The organism is Streptomyces sp. NPDC014656, from assembly GCF_043084305.1.
Taxonomy (GTDB): Bacteria; Actinomycetota; Actinomycetes; order Streptomycetales; family Streptomycetaceae; genus Streptomyces.
Map to the genome: position 1 here is coordinate 283867 of NZ_JBIBZN010000005.1, position 15316 is coordinate 299182.

Sequence of the window (15316 nt, forward strand, 5' to 3'; positions counted from 1 at the left end):
AAGCCTAGGCAACCGCGCGGGTCCGAGGCGTCCGCGCGTCCGCGCGCGTCCGCCACCAGCGGCGCGACGCCAGTCCGGCCAGTACGGCTCCGGTGGCGTTGACCAGGACGTCGTCCACCGACGTCACCCGGTCCAGCGGGAGGACGTACTGCGCGGTCTCCACCAGCACCGAGCAGCCCGCGCCGAGCGCCAGGATCCGCGGCGCGGACGCCAGCGCCGCGAACCGCACGGGCGCGAAGAACCCGAGCGAGGCGAAGACCAGCAGATTGCCGACGATGCCGAGCGTCCCCATCGCGACCAGGTCCCGCAGCGGCACCAGGCTCAGCCGGGGCGGCACGACACCGGCCCCGCCGCCCGGCATCATCGTCATCCACAGGAACGGCAGCGTCCCGTGCACCATGCCCACCTCGGCCAGCGACAGCCGCCACGCCCCCGCGACGCCGGCGGCCCGCCGCCGCCACGCCGCCGCCCACGCCACCAGGACGGCCAGGGGCACCGTGACCAGCGTCATGAGCACCACGCCGTTGAACGTCCCGAAGCAGCCCTGCCACCGCCCGGCCACACACGCCGGAGCCGCCATCATCAGCGGCCCCCGCACGGCGAACAGCCCGCTCGCGAGCACGAGCGCGAGGACCGCGAAGCCGAGGAGCACGGGTCCGCGGCGCGTCGTTCGGGCCGGCGCCGCCGGGGACGCGGGCGAGGGCGCCGGCGGGGCTGCGGGCAGGGAGGTGTCACTCTTCATGCGCCCATGGAAGGGGGCGGGCGGTTGCGGGGGCGTATGAGCTTTTCGATACGCCCGCGATACGTGTGACGAGCCGGAGGCGCCGCCCCCGCGGGGCCGGGCGGCCCCGCGCGACCGACGCCCCCTACGGCCCCGCTCGCAGCCAGGTGACGCGCGTGAACGTCACCCTCTCGACGTCCCCGGCGAACCACTCCACGAGCACGGCGTGGCCGGGGACGTCAAGGTCGTACACATCGCCCCACCGGTCGACGGGGCTCGCCCCGGCCGGCACGGCGCCCCGCTCGTGCGCGGCCGTGATGCCGGTCAGGGCACCGATGGTCGCGGCGAAGGCCGCGGGCGCCTCGGCGGACATCACCGAGAGGACGGCGGCCGCCTGCTCGCTCAGGCCGTGGCTCACAGGGCCCCGCTCAGCGAGGCGAGGACGTCGTCGAGCGGTCGCACCGCGCCGCCCGCACCGTCCCCCTCACCGCTCCGCAACACCCCCGCCTGCGCGCGGTCCGCGTCGGTACGGCTAGTGTCGGCGACCGCCCGCAGATGCCACCGGTCCATCACGGCCAGCTGGGCGTCCCCCGCCTCCGCGGCGAGCAGCTCCTCCAGGAACCGCCCCTTGCGCCCCGGGGCGAGGGCGGCCGCGATCGCGTTGGCGGTGCGGGGGATGCCGGGCTCGCCGGACCGGGACGGGGCACTCACGGCGGCTCTCCTTCAGGTCGGACGCACCCGGGTGAACGGGCGTCGGTTCCCACGGTAGACCGGCGACCGGCTGCGCGGCCGTCGCCGGTCCTCCGCCTCCCCCGCCGCGTGATCCACCGTGCGCGACGGGCGCGGGGCCTGTGGCCGTACCGGGGCCTGTGGCCGGCCGGGGAGCGCGGCCACAGGCCACAGGGCGACGGGGCGCCGGGGCGGTGGGGTGGTGGCGGGGGTGTCAGCGGCGGGAGCGGGAGAGCCGGGGCTCCTCGTCCTGTTCGTCCCCGTCCTCGTACGCGTCCTCGTTCTCGTTCCCGTACTCGTCTTCGTAAGCGTCTCCGTCCTCCTCTTCGTCCTCCTCTTCGCCTTCCTCCTCGTACGCGTCCGCGTTCTCGTCGTCCTCTGGATAGTCCGCCTCCTCCTCGTCCGTCCCGGCGTCCTCTTCGCCCTCCCTTTCTTCCTCCTCGACGGCTTCCTCGTGGGTGACGACGACTTCGCCGTCCTCGATCCGGCCGCGCCAGCCGTCGGGTTCCTCGTCGGTGAGGGTGACGAAGCGGTCGAAGTGCTTCAGGTCCAGGCGCATGCGGCGGCCCTGGGCCCGCCAGATGTTGCCGGTCTTCTCGAAGAGGCCCGAGGGGTAGTACTCCACGACCAGCAGGATCCGGGTCAGGGACGGCGCGAGCTCGTGGAAGCTGACGCATCCGCGCGTCGTCCCCTTGGCCCCCTCCGAGCTCCACACGATCCGGTCGTCGGGGATCTGCTCCTGGACGGTCGCCTTCCAGCTCCGGGTGGAGGGGCCGACCTTGACCTTCCAGTCGGAGGCCGTGTCACCGCTCTGCGAGACGCTGCGGACTCCCTTGGCGAAGCCGCTGAAGTCCTCGTACCGCGTCCAGTGGTCGTACGCCGTGCGCAGCGGCACCCCGACGTCGATGGTCTCGACGATGTTCATGGACTTCCCGCCGGCCTTGCGGCCCTTGCCCTTGCCCTTGCCGCCGAGGAGGCCGGAGCCCACGTCCTTGACCTTGTCCTTGATCCCTTCGAAGGTCTGGCCGAGCACCGCCTTCGCCGGGGAGTCGCCCTGGATCAGGCGGCCCCCGACGCCCGCGAGGCTGCCACCGTTCTCCGCCACGTCGTAGAGGCCGTCGGTGAGGTCGCCGACCTTGTCCACGGCCTTGTCCGCCAGCTGGCCGGCCTGTGCGGTCAGATAGCCGCCCACCTCCTCCATCAGGCGGTCGAACCCCGACCGGGTGTCGCCGTCGCCCTGCTTGCTGGCCATGATTCACCTCCGGGTCGCGGGCTTGCGGCGGGCCGTGGTGGCGGCCGCGCTCTTCTTGGCCGTGGACTTGGCCGCCGGGGCGCGCTTCGTGGTCTTCTTCGCGGCGGTCTTCGTGGCCGCCTTCTTCGACGGCGCCGCCTTCTTCGTGGCCGTCTTCTTGGCCGCCGGCTTGGCCGCCGTCGTCTTCTTCGGCTTCGTGGCGGACGAGGCCGCCGTCGACTTCCGCGCCGGGGTCGTGCGGTCCGCGGTCTTCCGGGCCGTCGGCTTCCGGCCGGTGCCCGTGGACCCCCCTGCCTTCTTCGCCGGAGCGGCCCTCCTGGCGGGGGTCTTCCCGGCGGGAGCCCTCTTGGCCGGAGCCCGCTTGGCCGTGCGGGGCGGCCGTCGGGGAGCGGGAGGTTCTTCTTCCTCCTCTTCCTCCGCTCCGGGCTCTTCCTCTTCCTCTTCCTCGGGTTCCTCGTCCTCGGGTTCCTCCTCTTCGAGCTCCGCTTCGGGCTCTTCCTCTTCTTCCTCCTCTTCCTCCTCCGCGTCCTGGTAGGCCTCCTCCTCGTCCTCGGGCTCCTCGTCGTAGTCGCCCTCTTCCTCGGGCTCCTCGCCGGTCTCCTTGTCGTCCCCCTGCCCCAAGGCGAGCGTCCGGTCGCGCAGCGAGTCGGCCAGCAGGGACATGCGCCGGTTCGCGGTGGCGACGAGCGCCTTGCGGCCGGCGTCCAGGGCTTCGCCCCGTATCTGCTCGCCGAGTTCGGCGACCTGGGGCATCTCGCTCAGTTTCTTCAGGCCCTGGGTCGCGAGTTCCCTCGGTTCGAGGCCGAGGCGGCGGCCGGCGGCGTACGTGATCAGGGTGAAGGCCAGGCGGCCCTTCTTCGCCCGTCCCAGTACGTAGCCCCCGGCGACCGCGGCCGCCAGGGCGATCTTGGTCGTGTCCTGCATGAGCCTTTCCCTTCGCGAGGTGCGTGCGCGGTCCGCCACCACCCCGGCGCCGCCGTGATCCTCCCGGAGGCGGACGACGGGCCGGCACCGCTCGCACGGTTACTACGGGACTGCTCCCTCCAGTGCCAGACATGCCTCGAAAATCACTAATTCCGTCATATAGGCATTACTGGCGTTTTCTGTGGGATCGGGCGGGCAGGCTAACGGGTCAGCCTGCAAGGAGAGTGCTTATGGCGCCAGCAGAGCCGGCTCGCCGCCGACGTCGCCCCTCCGACGGGGACGCCCCGACGGGCCGAGGCGTGAGCGGCGCGGCCAAGGCGATGCGTTCGGCGGTCGAGCAGCTCTCGTGGCTGCTGGGCCGCGTCCCGGAGTCGGTGTCGTCCCTCCGGCCGACCGAGGACGGCTGGGAGGCACAGGTCGAGGTGCTCGAACTGGAACGGATCCCGGACACCACGAGCATCCTCGCCAGCTACAAGGTCGCGCTCGACGAGCAGGGCGACCTCATCTCCTACGAGCGGACCCGGCGTTACAGCCGGGGCGCGATCGACCGGCCGACCTGACAGGGCCGGCCCCCGGGAAGGGAGGCGGCCATGACTGTGGCGCCACAAGGCGGAACCGACCTCTCCAGGAGTTCCGGCGGGGGCACGGGCAACCTCTATGACGTTCTCGAACTGATCCTCGACCGCGGTCTCGTGATCGACGTGTTCGTCCGGGTCTCGCTGGTCGGGATCGAGCTGGTGAAGATCGACGCACGGATCGTCGTCGCCAGTGTCGACACCTACCTGCGCTTCGCGGAGGCGTGCAACCGCCTCGACCTGGAAGCCGGCCGCAAGGCCCCCACCCAGCTCACCGACGTCGTCGGAAACGCGGTCGAGAGCGGAGCCAAGGGCAAGTCGAAGGGCGCCGTCGGCGGCGTCGTGGAAGCGGTGAAGCAGTCCCTCACCGGCGGTTCCGACGACGAGGAGCCGGACGAGGAACCGGACGAGGAACCCGAGGACGAGGCCGAGGAAGAGCCCGAGGAAGAGCCCGAGGAAGAGCCCGAGGCGGAGGAAGCGCCGCGCCGACGGAGGCCGGCACGCCGAACCCCGCGCCGCACCGCGCACCGGGAGGGCGAGTAGACGATGCCTCTCTACGTGTACACCATCACCGCCGCCGCCCACCCGTGCCGTACGGAAGGGCTGACGGGCGTCGGCACGGAGCCCTCGCCCCTGCGTCAGGTGATCGCCGGACCCTTGCGGGCGGTCGTCTCGGACGTCGACGAGGAGATACGCCCCCGGCGCCGGGACCTGGCCGCCCACCAGCAGGTCCAGGACCGCCTCATGGCCGAGGGAACGATCCTCCCGCTGCAGTTCGGCTACGTGGCCCCCGACGACCAGGCGGTCGCTGCGGTCCTCGAAGAACGGGCCGACGCCTACCTGGAGGCCCTGGAGCGGGTGCGCGGCTGCGCCGAGTACCACGTCAGGGCGGACCAGCAGGAGGACGCCCTCCTGCGGGACATCCTCCAGGAGGCCCCCAGAGCGCGGCAGCTCAACGACCGCATCCGCGCGGGCGACGCCGACCCCCGGCTGCCGCTGGAGCTCGGAGAGATCGTCGCCACCGAGGTGCGCGCACGGCAGGAGGCCCTCGCCGCCGACCTGGTCGGGACGCTGATCCCCTTCGCGCGGGACCACAACGTCCGGGCGCCGGTCGCCGGAGACCTCCTCAATCTCTCCCTCCTGGTCCACGACGACGAGAAGGAGTCCTTCCTGCGGGCGAGATCCCGCCTCGCCGAGCGGACCCCGGACGTCACGTTCCGGTTCAACGGGCCCCTGCCGCCCTACAGCTTCGTGTAGCACCCGACGGACGACGGACGACGGACGACGGACGACGAACGGCGGAAAGCCGGAAGAGACCGAGAGGAAGAAGAAGGAGAAGGAGGAGGAAGAGCCATGGGGCTGCTGACCGGCCTGCTGACCGCGCCACTGGCGCCCGTGCGGCTGGCGACCTGGGTGGCACGGCGCGTCGTGGACAGCGCCGAGGCCGAGTACTACGACCCCGCTCCCGTCTACGCCGCACTGGGCGAGCTGGAGGGCCGGCTCGAACGGGGCGAGATCGACCAGGCGGCCTTCGAGCTTCAGGAGGACCGGCTCCTCGACCGTCTCGACGAGATCAGCCGATTCCGGCAGAGCCGAAGCGGCTGAAGCGGGACGGGGAGCACGACGAGGAGCGCGACCGAAGGAGGACGAGTACCGTGACCGACCCCCTCGCCGAACGGCTCGGCCCCCTGCCGTCACGGGCGGCGCCGATGGCGTACCCGCCCTCCTCCGGGGGGACCAGCCTCGCCGACATCCTCGAACGCGTTCTCGACAAGGGCATCGTGATCGCCGGCGACATCCGCATCAACCTTCTCGACATCGAGCTTCTGACCATCAAACTGCGGATCCTGATCGCGTCCGTGGACAAGGCCAAGGAGATGGGCATCGACTGGTGGGAGCACGACCCGTCGCTCTCCTCCCGGAACGGCGGCGACCGCCTCGAAGAGGAGAACCGCCGACTGCGCGCGGAGGTGGAAGCCCTGCGCCGCGAACGGCTGGACCCCGCCGCCCCGCCCGAGAGCGCCGAGGCCGACGAAGCCGGTGAACGCGGCGAACGCGATGGCCCCGGCACGGGGCGGGCCGGGAAGCGGAGGTCCGCGCCGTGAACGGCGAGCAGACCCCCGCCTACGTCTACGTCTACGCCGTGGCCGCCCCGGCGCCCCGGCTCCCCGCGCTGCTGCCCGGCGTCCACGGTGTCGAGGACGCCCCGGTCACCCTCCTGGCCCCCCTCGACGCCGCTCCCGGCGCTCCCGCGTTCGTCACCAGCCGGGTCCCCGCGACCCACTGGAGCGAGGACGTGCTGAGGACGCGCTTCGAAGACCTCGCCTGGCTGGAGGGGACCGCCCGGGCGCACCACCACGTCGTCGAGGTGCTCGCCGCGCACACCACCGTGCTGCCCCTGCGGATCGCCACCCTCTACCGGGACGACGACCGGGCCCTCGCGGCCCTGCGGGAACAGCTTCCCGCCTTCGCCGAACGGCTCGCCCTCTTCGCCCGCCACACGGAGTACGGCGTGAAGGCCTACGTCGCTCCCGACCCTCCCGACCCTCCCGGCCCGGGAGCGCCCGCCCCCGAGGCCGGCACCGGCACCGCGAGCCCCGCGCCCCCCAGCCCGGGGAAGGCATACCTCCAAGCCCGCAGAGCCCAGCACCACGCCCGTGAGGACCGCTACCGGCAGGCCGGGCGGGCGGCGGAGCGCATCGCCGCCACGGCCGCCCGATACGCCACCCGGGCCGTGCGGCACCCCGCCCAGACCGGCCCCCTCGGCCGGGGCGAGCGCGGCGAGCGGGGCGAGAACGTCCTCAACGACGCCTACCTGGTCCCGGACGGCCTGGCCGACGCCTTCCGCGCCGCCGTCATGGAGACCGTCAGTGACCTGCCCGACGTGCGCGTCGAGGTCACCGGCCCTTGGGCGCCCTACTCCTTCGCCACGCTGCCGGTCCCCCCCGCCCCCACCGGCACCGCCGAGACTCCCGGACCGCGACCATGAGCCTCCCCGAACGAGAACCGCCCCTGCCCGGCCGGCAGGTCGCGCTCGTCGACCTCCTCGACCGGCTCCTGGCGGGCGGCGTCGTGATCACCGGCGACATCGTCCTGTCGATCGCCGACATCGACCTCGTACGCGTCTCCCTGCGCGCCCTCGTCACCTCGGTGAACGGCTCCGGAGCCCCCCTGCCCCGGGACGGCCGGCCATGAACGCCGACCGCGACCACGACCGCGGCCGCCGTGCCCCCGGGCGCCCTCCGGCGTCCGACGTCCCCGGTGACCCCCTCGTACGTGCCTTCCGGCTGCTCCAGGCGCCTCCCCCGGCCCCCGGCGAGACCCCGCAGCCCGCGCGCCGGATCCGCACCGACCCCGACGCCGTCGGCGAGGACCTCCTCAAACTCGTCCTCACGCTCGTCGAGCTCCTCCGGCAGCTCATCGAACGGCAGGCGCTCCGCCGCGTCGACTCGGGCGAGCTCACCGACGAACAGGAGGAGGAACTCGGGGCCACCCTCCTCGCCCTCCACGACCGCATGACCGAACTCTGCGCGGAGCACGGATACGCCCTGGAGGACCTGAACCTGGACCTCGGCCCCCTCGGCCCGCTGCTCCCTCCGGAGCGCTGAGGGCCGCAGCACCGAGGGCGGGCCGGGGGGCGGTTCCGGAAACGGCCGGGGGACGACGGGGGCCTTCCACTCAGGCGCGGGAACGGTTTCCCGGGTCCGAGGGCGCTCTGCACCAGGCGGCGGAACGCCTTCGGCAGCAGGGCGGCGCACCCCGCGCGGAACCCCCCGCGTACTCCCCACACCAGAAGCCGCAGGCACTCCTTCGCCAGCCGCGCGGACATCCTGCGGAGGAGGGCCCGGGGCGTCCACCGGGCGGTTCCCCCGCGCCCGCCCCACCCGGATCCGCGGGACCCCGAGCCGGGCCTCACGCGTGTCCCCCTCAGAGCCCCGCCGTGGCGGCGGCCAGTTCGTCCACCACGTCCGTCAGCAGGCCGCGCCGGCGGAAGACGGCACGCTGCCGGGTCGCACCGCCGCCGTCCCTGCGGATCCGCTGCCACTGGTCGTCCACCCAGTCGGTGTCGCCCGACGCGTCGAGCCCCGGACGGGCGAAGCCGATCAGCTCGCCGAGCAGTTCCCCGGCCGGCCGCCGCCGGCCGTCGGCCGGATCGAGGCCGGCCCCCGCGAGGCCCTGGGCGGCGGCGAGCCGGTGGGCTTGCGCGAGACCCGCGTCCGGCACGGCCGGCGGCGGGACGGAGGCGTCGACGCGGTCCAGGAGGACGGCGGCGAGCCCCCGGGTCAGGAGCGCGAGCAGCACCACGGTGTCGAGCCGCGCGTTGGCGTCCGCCACCCGGACCTCCAGCGTCGGAACGTGCTCGGACGGCCGGGCGTGCCAGTACACCATCCGGTCGTCGAGCAGCGTCCCGTCCCCGACGAGCCGCGCGACGTGGGAGAGGTACTGGGCCTCGGTGAGGAGGGGGGTGGGGCCCACGGTCGGCCACCGCGCGTGCTCGACGGCACGCCAGCTGTGGTGACCGGTGTCCAGCCGCTGGGCGTACGGGGAGTTCCCGGCGAGGGCCTGGAGGAGGGGGAGCCACGGCCGCATGTGCAGGGCGAGGGCGAGGGCCCGCTCGCGGTCCAGGGACCCCAGGTGGACGTGGCAGCCGCAGACGAGGCCGTCGTCGCGGACGAGCCCGTCGTCCCGCGTGACCAGAGGGCGGAAGCGGCGGGCCATCAGCCGGTACCGCGCGGTGTCCGTCACCGTGAGCGGCTCGTCAGGGGGAAGCGCGGGGGTGCCGCACGCCACCGGCACGCACCGCGCCTCACGGGCGGCCGCCACCACGACGGACCGGAGCCGGGCGAGCTCGGCGCGCAGCCGCTCCCGGCAGGCGGTGGCCTCGGTGCAGACCTCGATCTGCGCGTTGAAGAACTCGGTCTGCACCTGCCCGCCGAGCTGCCTGGCAGCCAGGCGGATCACCTGCGGCGCCCGGTTGACGGGCGCCCGCGTCAGACGGTCCACCAGGACGAACTCTTCCTCGACACCCAGCGTCAGGATCTTCATCTCGGGGTTCCTCCCTCGCGCCGCCCCTACCCGGCCCCGGCCCCCTCATGCTGGGCGGCCCGCGCGGCACGGGGGCCGGTTCGGACGCCGCGCACGGGGCAGACGCGAGGCGGACGCGGTGCGGACCGCCCCGGAGCACCCGCGGGCGGCCGGCTACGACGGAAAGGGGTCCGTGATGGACGGGATCGTCCTGCTGCGAGACGACCACAAGACCGTGGAGAAGCTGTTCAAGGAGTTCGAGCGGGCCGGGGACGACGCCCGGGACCGGAAGCGGGAGATCGCCGACGAGGTGATCAGGGAGCTCACCGCGCACGCCTGGATCGAGGAGCAGGTCTTCTACCCGGCGGCGCGGGAGGCCGCTCCCGAGACCACGGACCACATCCTCGAAAGCGTCGAGGAGCACCACGCCGTGGTCTGGATGCTCTCGGAACTCGACGGACTCGACCCCGCGGACGAACGGTTCGACGCGAAGATGACCGTCCTCATGGAGAACGTGCGCCACCACGTCGAGGAGGAGGAGAAGGACTGGTTCCCCGACGTGCGCAAGGCCATGGGCCGCAACCGGCTCCTCGAACTCGGCGACCGGATGGAGGAGGCCCGGAAGAACGCGCCGGGCAGCCCGCTGGACGTCCCGAGCGCCGACGAGTGACCCCGTGGACACGGGCCGCCGGCGGGCGGCCCCGCAGCGATCCAGCAGCTCCGCCCCGTAGGGAGATGGACGCCATGACCACACCGAGCAACCCCGACCCCGCACCCAGGCCCACCCCCCAGGACGCCGCCGCCGGTGGAGTCCAGCCCGGGGAGACGCCGCCGGCGGAGTCCGGAACGGGCACGGGGACCGGGCCGTACCGTCCGCTCCGGCGCGGCTGGGCGGCGGGCCCCCTCCTGGCGGTGGGGGTGGTGGTCCTCGCCTTCGCCCTGTTCTTCCTCGTGTACGCGATCATCCTCGTGACCAACTGAGCGGGCCGCCCCCGCCCCCCCCGCACACCCACCCCAACCGCACGACGAACGGAGCCGGTCATGGTCCCCGCGGCCCAGCCCCCCGAGCCCGAGCAGCCCGACGAGTCCGAGCAGCCCGACGAGTTCGATCCGGACAACGCGATGGACACGGACCCCGTCGACGACATGGCCACCCCCGGCTACTCGCCGCCCGAGCACCCCCGGGGCGTCACCCGGCACGGCACCACGCGGCGGGAGCAGCGGGAGGGCGAGCCCCTCGACAGCCGGCTCCGCCAGGAGGTGCCCGAGGAGCAGCCGCCCCAGGACGACGGCATCGGAGACCTGCCGGGCGGAGAGGGGGAGCCGGTGGACGACGAGGCCGGCGCCACCCGGGCGGGCCGGCTGGCCCCCTTCGCGGCCCGGCCGGGGCACGTCGACCGCGCGGCCGCCCGTGACGTGGGCCCCGACGACGGCACGGCCCCGGCCGAGGAAGCGGCGATGCACGTGGACACGGCGGTGGACGGCCCGGAGCGGCGACCGGAGGACGACGACCCGCCGCGATAGCCGCCCACCCCGCCCCGACCGGCTGCCCGAGCCCCGCCCGCGCCCGGACCTCCTGACGTGAGGATTTCTGCTGACAATTCAGCTACAGGACAAGGGTGTTGACTTCCTACTGGCCGGTACCGATGATCGCGGCCATGGCAGCAACCACGGACCCGCTCCCGACCTTCCCGCCCGGCTTCCTCTGGGGCGTCTCCACCTCCGCCCACCAGATCGAGGGCGACGTCGCCGGGCGCGTCCCCTCGGTGTGGGACGCCTTCAGCGCCGAGCCCGGCCGGATCAGGGACGGCTCCACCGCCGACGTGGCCTGCGACCACGTGGCCCGCTACCGCGAGGACGTGCGGCTCGTCCGCGACCTGGGCGTGGACGCGTACCGCTTCTCGGTCTCCTGGCCGCGGGTGCTCGCGCCCGGCGGGCTCGACTTCTACGACCGGCTGGTCGACGAGCTGTGCGCGCAGGGCGTGCGGCCGGTGCCGACGCTCTTCCACTGGGACCTGCCCCTGGAGGTCGAGGAGGCGGGCGGCTGGCTGGAGCGGGACACCGCGGCCCGCTTCGCCGCCTACGCGTCGACCGTCGCCGAACGGCTCGGCGACCGCGTCCGGAAGTGGATCACCCTCAACGAGCCCGCCGAGCACACCCTGCTCGGCCACGCGCTCGGCGCCCACGCGCCCGGCCGGAAGCTGCTGTTCGACGCGCTGCCCGCCGCCCACCACCAGCTCCTCGCGCACGGCCTCGCCGCGGGCGCGCTGCGCGCCGCCGGTGCCACCGACATCGGCATCGCCAACTCGCACGGCCCGACCTGGGCCGCCTCCGACAGCCCGGCCGACACCGAGGCCGCCGACCTCTACGACCTCCTCCTCAACCGGCTCTTCTCCGACCCGCTGCTGCTCGGCCGCTACCCCGACGGATTCGGCGAACTCATGCCGGGCGGCGACGTGGACGCCGACCTGAAGGTGATCTCCGAGTCCACGCTCGACTGGTACGGGATCAACTTCTACCAGCCGACGATGGCGGGCGCGCCCGACGCCGGGGCGGTGGAGTTCTCCGGGCTCACCCTGCCCGCCGGACTGCCCTTCTCCGTAAGGGAGATCGAGGGCCACCCGGTGACGGACTTCGGCTGGCCCGTGGTCCCCGACGCGTTCACCGAACTCCTCGTCTCCTTCCGCGACCGCTACGGCGACCGCCTGCCGCCCCTGGTGATCACCGAGAACGGCTGCGCCTACGACGGGTTCGACGACCGGGCCCGCATCGCCTACCTGGACGGCCACCTGCGGGCCCTGCACCGCGCCATCGGGGCGGGGGTCGACGTCCGCGGCTACTTCCACTGGTCGCTGATGGACAACTTCGAGTGGGCCGAGGGCTATACGAAGCGCTTCGGCCTCGTCCACGTCGACCACGCCACCCAGAAGCGCACCCCGAAGGCGTCGTACGCCTGGCTGCGGGACGCGCTGAGAGCACAGCGGGCATGACCGCCTCCGCCCTGGAGGAGCCCGCCGGGCGGGTCGGGCGCGGCTGGACGGCCGGCCTGTCGCTGGCCAACGGAGCGATCTGGGTCGGCTGGTACGGGCCGCTGCAGATCCTGCTCGCGCAGCAGGCCGAGCGGTTCGCGCCCGGCACCGGACTGCCCAAGGAGTCGCTGCTCGCCTGGGTGACCGGCGTCGGCGCGCTGGTGTCGCTGGTGGCCAACCCGCTCTTCGGAGCCCTGTCGGACCGGACCGTCTCGCGCCACGGGCGGCGCACCCCGTGGATCGCGGCGGGGACGGCGGGAGGGGCGCTGTCCCTGCTGCTGCTCGGCGCGGCGGACGCCCTCTGGGCCGTGTTCCTGGGCTGGTGCCTGGTGCAGCTGACGCTCAACGCGGCGTTCGCCGCGATCACGGCGGCCGTACCGGACCGGGTGCCGCGCGGTCAGCGCGGCGCGGTGGGCGGCTGGCTGGGGGCGGCGCAGATCCTCGGCGTCGTCGCCGGCACCGGGCTCGCGACGGCGGCCGGGGGAGTGGGCGCGGGCTACGCGGCCTGCGCGGTCTTCACCCTGATCGGCGTCGCCCCGTACCTCCTGCGCCACCCGGACCTGCGGCTCGCCGCGGCCGACCGGCCCGCCTGGTCCTGGCGGGGGTTCCTGGCCGGCTTCCGGCTGAGCCCCCGGGCCCACCCCGACCTGGCCTGGGCCTGGCTGACCCGCTTCCTCGTCAACCTGGGCAACGCGCTCGTCCTGCTCTACCTCTTCTACTACCTCCGCGACCGGCTCCACCACCCGGACCCGGAGACCGGTGTCCTCGTCCTGACGGCGGTGAACGGAGCGACCCTCCTCGGCACCGTCGTGGCGGGCGGGACCTGGTCGGACCGGGTGGGCCGCCGCAAGCCGTTCGTGCTGTGGTCCGGGGTCCTGATGGCGGCGGCCGCGGCCCTGCTCGCCGGCTGGCAGACCTGGCCCGGCGCGCTCGTCGCGGCGGCCCTCCTCGGCATCGGCTTCGGCGTCTTCACCTCCGTCGACTTCGCCCTCATGACCGACGTCCTCCCGAAGGCCGCCGACCGCGGCAAGGACCTCGGCGTCATCAACGTCGCCAACTCCCTGCCCCAGGTCGCCGCCCCCGTCCTGGCCGCCCCCCTCGTCACCCACCTGGGCGGCTACCGCGCGCTCTACCTGGTCGCGGCGGGCGTGGGGCTGCTGGGGGCGCTCCTGGTACGGCGGATCAGGGCGGTGGACTGAACGGGCCCCACCCGCCGGAGCGGCGGCGGCTCCCGGGACTCAGCCGCGGTGACCGAAGAACTCGACCTCGGCCACCGCGAGATGGCGGCCGCGCCCCGTGCCGTACGCGGTCTCGGGCGTGACGCGGATCCGGGTCACCCCCGAGCCGCGCAGGTCGAAGGTCTGCTGGCCCGGCTGGTCCTTGAGGGTGATCCGCCGCGTCGACGTGTCCCCGTCCGCCGAGACCACCTCCACCACGATCCGCGCCGGCCGGGCCTGGGTCAGGAACTCGTCCTTCTTCGCCGACGTCCCCGCGAAGACCACCAGCTTCGTCACGCGCACCCCCGGAGCCCCGAACTCCGCCTCCAGGACGGCCCCGGGCGCCGCCACGGCCCAGTAACGGTTGGTGAACCCGTCGAAGGCGGCCGCCGCCGGATGGTCCTTCAGCGCGGCGGAGGCCCGTACCGCCGACGGCGGCAGCGACTCGGGCGGGCTCGTCTCCTCCCGCGCCAGGCCGAGCAGCCGCCCCGCGTACGGCAGGCCGAACCAGATGCCGCAGGCGACGAGGACGAGGACGAGCGGCAGCACCACCCGGGGTCCGCGCCAGGCCCGGCGCGGCCGGGTCCCGGCGAGCGGGGCCGGCCGGCTCCGGCGGCGGGGCAGCCGCCGCCACCAGGGCAGCGGGGCCTCGGGCGGCGGCCCCGGCGCGAGCGGCAGCGCGCACCGCACGCACAGGGTGCGGCCGGCCGCGTTCCCGGAGCCGCAGCCGGGGCAGCGGAGCTCCGGGGCGGCGGCCGCCGGGGCCCCCACGGGCCCGGAGCGCGGCGCCTCGGGCGGCGGCCCGGGCACCGGCGCCCCGGCCTCCTCGCCCGGCCGTCGCAGCCCCGCCCCGACCGGCGCGGCCACGGGCGCCTCGGGCGGCGGCGCGGACGGGGACGCGGACGGCGCCGGAGGAGGGACCTGTGGAGGGACCGACGGAGGCGCGGACGCCCGTCCGCGTACGCGAGCGGGTACGGGCGCGGGCGCCGGTGCGGGCCCCGGCACGGCCACCGGTGACGCGGCAGGCGGCGGGGGAGCGGCCGGCGGCGGAGGAGCTGGCGAGGCCGGAGGAGCGGCCAGCGGCGGAACAGCCGACGGTGGGGGAGCCGCCTGCGCCGCCCCGTCACCCGCACCCGCCCCGGCACTCACCCCTGCACCCGCGCCCGCGCCCGCGCCCGTCCCCGGCTCCGCCCCGCCCGCCCCCTCCTCCCCGTCCCAGTCCAGGAACGCCCCGCAGGAGGCGCAGAACGGTGTTCCCGGCGCGTTGCGCAGGCCGCACGTCGGACAGGTCATCCGGCACCTCCGGGCAGCAGTTCCAGCGTGAAGCCGACGTGCGCCGGGATCTCCGCGGTGATCAGCTCCTCCAGGCGCGCCCGGTCGGCGCGCCCCGGGTCCGGCAGCCCGACCCGGACCGTCACCCACGGACGCGGGGCGCCCGGGAAGGGGGTGCCCGGGGTGGGCGACCAGACCGTGCCGCCGCTCTCGGCGATCTCGACCCGCGCCCCGCCCGTCTCCAGGCGCAGCGCCTCCGCGAGGCCGTGCAGCGTGCCGCGCGTGCGGTGCCGGTCCACCGCGCCGAGGACGGCGGCGCGGCGCCGCTCCGGCGGGCCGCCCTCGCGCGGCTCCACGGCCACCCACCCGGCCAGCCAGTCGAGGAAGTCCTCGGGCGCGGTGCGCGGGTCGAGGTGGGCGGGCAGGTTGTCCATGGTCAGCAGCACCGGCGCCAGGACCTCGTCGAGCCCGGCGAGGAACCGGGCGAGGAAGCCGTGCTCCAGGTAGACGGCCGGCAGCAGGTCGATCAGCGGGTGGGGGCTCGGCAGCCCGGGGACGTCGGCGCGCACGGC

Annotated in this window: 21 protein-coding genes; 13 read left to right on the top strand and 8 right to left on the bottom strand. The window is 74.6% G+C overall.

Annotated elements, in window-relative coordinates; genetic code table 11:
• Window positions 1–4: 4 nt before the first annotated feature.
• The 5 genes from ACF1ED_RS14705 to ACF1ED_RS14725 form a co-directional block, all read right to left on the bottom strand.
• Window positions 5–742, bottom strand: coding sequence for a VanZ family protein (locus ACF1ED_RS14705; RefSeq protein WP_391760240.1), 738 nt, complete (start codon window positions 740–742; stop codon window positions 5–7).
• 124 nt (window positions 743–866) lie between these two features.
• Window positions 867–1139 (bottom strand): hypothetical protein, encoded by a 273-nt coding sequence (locus ACF1ED_RS14710; RefSeq protein WP_391760242.1) that lies wholly within the window; start codon window positions 1137–1139, stop codon window positions 867–869.
• Window positions 1136–1432, bottom strand: coding sequence for a hypothetical protein (locus tag ACF1ED_RS14715; protein ID WP_391760244.1), 297 nt, complete (start codon window positions 1430–1432; stop codon window positions 1136–1138). Before ACF1ED_RS14715 ends, ACF1ED_RS14710 begins: the two co-directional genes overlap by 4 nt.
• A 232-nt stretch (window positions 1433–1664) precedes the next feature.
• Window positions 1665–2702, bottom strand: a complete 1038-nt coding sequence (locus ACF1ED_RS14720; protein WP_391760246.1) for an SRPBCC family protein — start codon at window positions 2700–2702, stop codon at window positions 1665–1667.
• Window positions 2703–2705: 3 nt separating this feature from the next.
• Complete coding sequence (locus tag ACF1ED_RS14725; protein WP_391760248.1) at window positions 2706–3626, bottom strand: histone protein; 921 nt, start codon at window positions 3624–3626, stop codon at window positions 2706–2708.
• Window positions 3627–3856: 230 nt separating this feature from the next.
• Here ACF1ED_RS14725 and ACF1ED_RS14730 point away from each other — a divergent pair, with 230 nt between their 5' ends.
• The 8 genes from ACF1ED_RS14730 (at window position 3857) to ACF1ED_RS14765 (ending at window position 7809) form a co-directional block, all read left to right on the top strand.
• Window positions 3857–4186 carry a gas vesicle protein gene (locus ACF1ED_RS14730; protein ID WP_391760250.1) on the top strand — a complete coding sequence of 110 codons (330 nt, stop codon included), beginning with the start codon at window positions 3857–3859 and terminating at the stop codon, window positions 4184–4186.
• A 30-nt stretch (window positions 4187–4216) separates the two neighbouring features.
• The gene (gene gvpJ / locus ACF1ED_RS14735; RefSeq protein ID WP_391760252.1) at window positions 4217–4744 is read left to right on the top strand and encodes a gas vesicle protein GvpJ; all 528 of its coding nucleotides are present in this window, start codon (window positions 4217–4219) and stop codon (window positions 4742–4744) included.
• Window positions 4745–4747: 3 nt separating this feature from the next.
• Complete coding sequence (locus ACF1ED_RS14740; protein ID WP_391760253.1) at window positions 4748–5458, top strand: GvpL/GvpF family gas vesicle protein; 711 nt, start codon at window positions 4748–4750, stop codon at window positions 5456–5458.
• A gap of 96 nt (window positions 5459–5554) precedes the next feature.
• The gene (locus ACF1ED_RS14745) at window positions 5555–5806 is read left to right on the top strand and encodes a gas vesicle protein GvpG (RefSeq protein ID WP_391760255.1); all 252 of its coding nucleotides are present in this window, start codon (window positions 5555–5557) and stop codon (window positions 5804–5806) included.
• Window positions 5807–5856: 50 nt separating this feature from the next.
• Window positions 5857–6306 carry a gas vesicle protein gene (locus tag ACF1ED_RS14750; RefSeq protein WP_391760257.1) on the top strand — a complete coding sequence of 150 codons (450 nt, stop codon included), beginning with the start codon at window positions 5857–5859 and terminating at the stop codon, window positions 6304–6306.
• Window positions 6303–7190 (top strand): GvpL/GvpF family gas vesicle protein, encoded by an 888-nt coding sequence (locus ACF1ED_RS14755; RefSeq protein ID WP_391760259.1) that lies wholly within the window; start codon window positions 6303–6305, stop codon window positions 7188–7190. Before ACF1ED_RS14750 ends, ACF1ED_RS14755 begins: the two co-directional genes overlap by 4 nt.
• Window positions 7187–7396 (top strand): gas vesicle protein, encoded by a 210-nt coding sequence (locus tag ACF1ED_RS14760; RefSeq protein ID WP_391760260.1) that lies wholly within the window; start codon window positions 7187–7189, stop codon window positions 7394–7396. Before ACF1ED_RS14755 ends, ACF1ED_RS14760 begins: the two co-directional genes overlap by 4 nt.
• Window positions 7393–7809 carry a gas vesicle protein K gene (locus ACF1ED_RS14765; RefSeq protein WP_391760262.1) on the top strand — a complete coding sequence of 139 codons (417 nt, stop codon included), beginning with the start codon at window positions 7393–7395 and terminating at the stop codon, window positions 7807–7809. The genes ACF1ED_RS14760 and ACF1ED_RS14765 overlap by 4 nt, the downstream gene beginning before the upstream one ends.
• 319 nt (window positions 7810–8128) lie before the next feature.
• Here ACF1ED_RS14765 and ACF1ED_RS14770 read toward each other — a convergent pair whose 3' ends face one another.
• Window positions 8129–9247 carry a YbdK family carboxylate-amine ligase gene (locus ACF1ED_RS14770; RefSeq protein WP_391760264.1) on the bottom strand — a complete coding sequence of 373 codons (1119 nt, stop codon included), beginning with the start codon at window positions 9245–9247 and terminating at the stop codon, window positions 8129–8131.
• A 175-nt stretch (window positions 9248–9422) separates the two neighbouring features.
• Here ACF1ED_RS14770 and ACF1ED_RS14775 point away from each other — a divergent pair, with 175 nt between their 5' ends.
• The 5 genes from ACF1ED_RS14775 (at window position 9423) to ACF1ED_RS14795 (ending at window position 13454) form a co-directional block, all read left to right on the top strand.
• Window positions 9423–9896, top strand: a complete 474-nt coding sequence (locus tag ACF1ED_RS14775) for a hemerythrin domain-containing protein (protein WP_391760266.1) — start codon at window positions 9423–9425, stop codon at window positions 9894–9896.
• Window positions 9897–9970: 74 nt separating this feature from the next.
• Window positions 9971–10207 carry a DUF6480 family protein gene (locus ACF1ED_RS14780; protein WP_391760268.1) on the top strand — a complete coding sequence of 79 codons (237 nt, stop codon included), beginning with the start codon at window positions 9971–9973 and terminating at the stop codon, window positions 10205–10207.
• A gap of 60 nt (window positions 10208–10267) precedes the next feature.
• Complete coding sequence (locus ACF1ED_RS14785; RefSeq protein WP_391760270.1) at window positions 10268–10750, top strand: DUF5709 domain-containing protein; 483 nt, start codon at window positions 10268–10270, stop codon at window positions 10748–10750.
• A 122-nt stretch (window positions 10751–10872) separates the two neighbouring features.
• Window positions 10873–12216, top strand: coding sequence for a GH1 family beta-glucosidase (locus tag ACF1ED_RS14790; protein ID WP_391760720.1), 1344 nt, complete (start codon window positions 10873–10875; stop codon window positions 12214–12216).
• Window positions 12213–13454 carry an MFS transporter gene (locus ACF1ED_RS14795; RefSeq protein ID WP_391760272.1) on the top strand — a complete coding sequence of 414 codons (1242 nt, stop codon included), beginning with the start codon at window positions 12213–12215 and terminating at the stop codon, window positions 13452–13454. Before ACF1ED_RS14790 ends, ACF1ED_RS14795 begins: the two co-directional genes overlap by 4 nt.
• Window positions 13455–13493: 39 nt before the next feature.
• Here ACF1ED_RS14795 and ACF1ED_RS14800 read toward each other — a convergent pair whose 3' ends face one another.
• A complete protein-coding gene (locus ACF1ED_RS14800) occupies window positions 13494–14339 on the bottom strand; it encodes an NADase-type glycan-binding domain-containing protein (protein WP_391760274.1) in 846 nt (281 codons plus the stop codon).
• Window positions 14340–14761: 422 nt separating this feature from the next.
• A complete protein-coding gene (locus ACF1ED_RS14805; RefSeq protein WP_391760276.1) occupies window positions 14762–15313 on the bottom strand; it encodes a phage tail protein in 552 nt (183 codons plus the stop codon).
• Between the last annotated feature and the right edge of the window lie 3 nt (window positions 15314–15316).

Coding starts and splice junctions, on each gene's coding strand:
- ACF1ED_RS14705 (WP_391760240.1), bottom strand. CDS start 742: ATGAAGAGTGACACCTCCCTGCCCGCAGCCCCGCCGGCGCCCTCGCCC.
- ACF1ED_RS14720 (WP_391760246.1), bottom strand. CDS start 2,702: ATGGCCAGCAAGCAGGGCGACGGCGACACCCGGTCGGGGTTCGACCGC.
- ACF1ED_RS14725 (WP_391760248.1), bottom strand. CDS start 3,626: ATGCAGGACACGACCAAGATCGCCCTGGCGGCCGCGGTCGCCGGGGGC.
- ACF1ED_RS14730 (WP_391760250.1), top strand. CDS start 3,857: ATGGCGCCAGCAGAGCCGGCTCGCCGCCGACGTCGCCCCTCCGACGGG.
- gvpJ (WP_391760252.1), top strand. CDS start 4,217: ATGACTGTGGCGCCACAAGGCGGAACCGACCTCTCCAGGAGTTCCGGC.
- ACF1ED_RS14740 (WP_391760253.1), top strand. CDS start 4,748: ATGCCTCTCTACGTGTACACCATCACCGCCGCCGCCCACCCGTGCCGT.
- ACF1ED_RS14745 (WP_391760255.1), top strand. CDS start 5,555: ATGGGGCTGCTGACCGGCCTGCTGACCGCGCCACTGGCGCCCGTGCGG.
- ACF1ED_RS14760 (WP_391760260.1), top strand. CDS start 7,187: ATGAGCCTCCCCGAACGAGAACCGCCCCTGCCCGGCCGGCAGGTCGCG.
- ACF1ED_RS14765 (WP_391760262.1), top strand. CDS start 7,393: ATGAACGCCGACCGCGACCACGACCGCGGCCGCCGTGCCCCCGGGCGC.
- ACF1ED_RS14770 (WP_391760264.1), bottom strand. CDS start 9,247: ATGAAGATCCTGACGCTGGGTGTCGAGGAAGAGTTCGTCCTGGTGGAC.
- ACF1ED_RS14775 (WP_391760266.1), top strand. CDS start 9,423: ATGGACGGGATCGTCCTGCTGCGAGACGACCACAAGACCGTGGAGAAG.
- ACF1ED_RS14780 (WP_391760268.1), top strand. CDS start 9,971: ATGACCACACCGAGCAACCCCGACCCCGCACCCAGGCCCACCCCCCAG.
- ACF1ED_RS14785 (WP_391760270.1), top strand. CDS start 10,268: ATGGTCCCCGCGGCCCAGCCCCCCGAGCCCGAGCAGCCCGACGAGTCC.
- ACF1ED_RS14790 (WP_391760720.1), top strand. CDS start 10,873: ATGATCGCGGCCATGGCAGCAACCACGGACCCGCTCCCGACCTTCCCG.
- ACF1ED_RS14795 (WP_391760272.1), top strand. CDS start 12,213: ATGACCGCCTCCGCCCTGGAGGAGCCCGCCGGGCGGGTCGGGCGCGGC.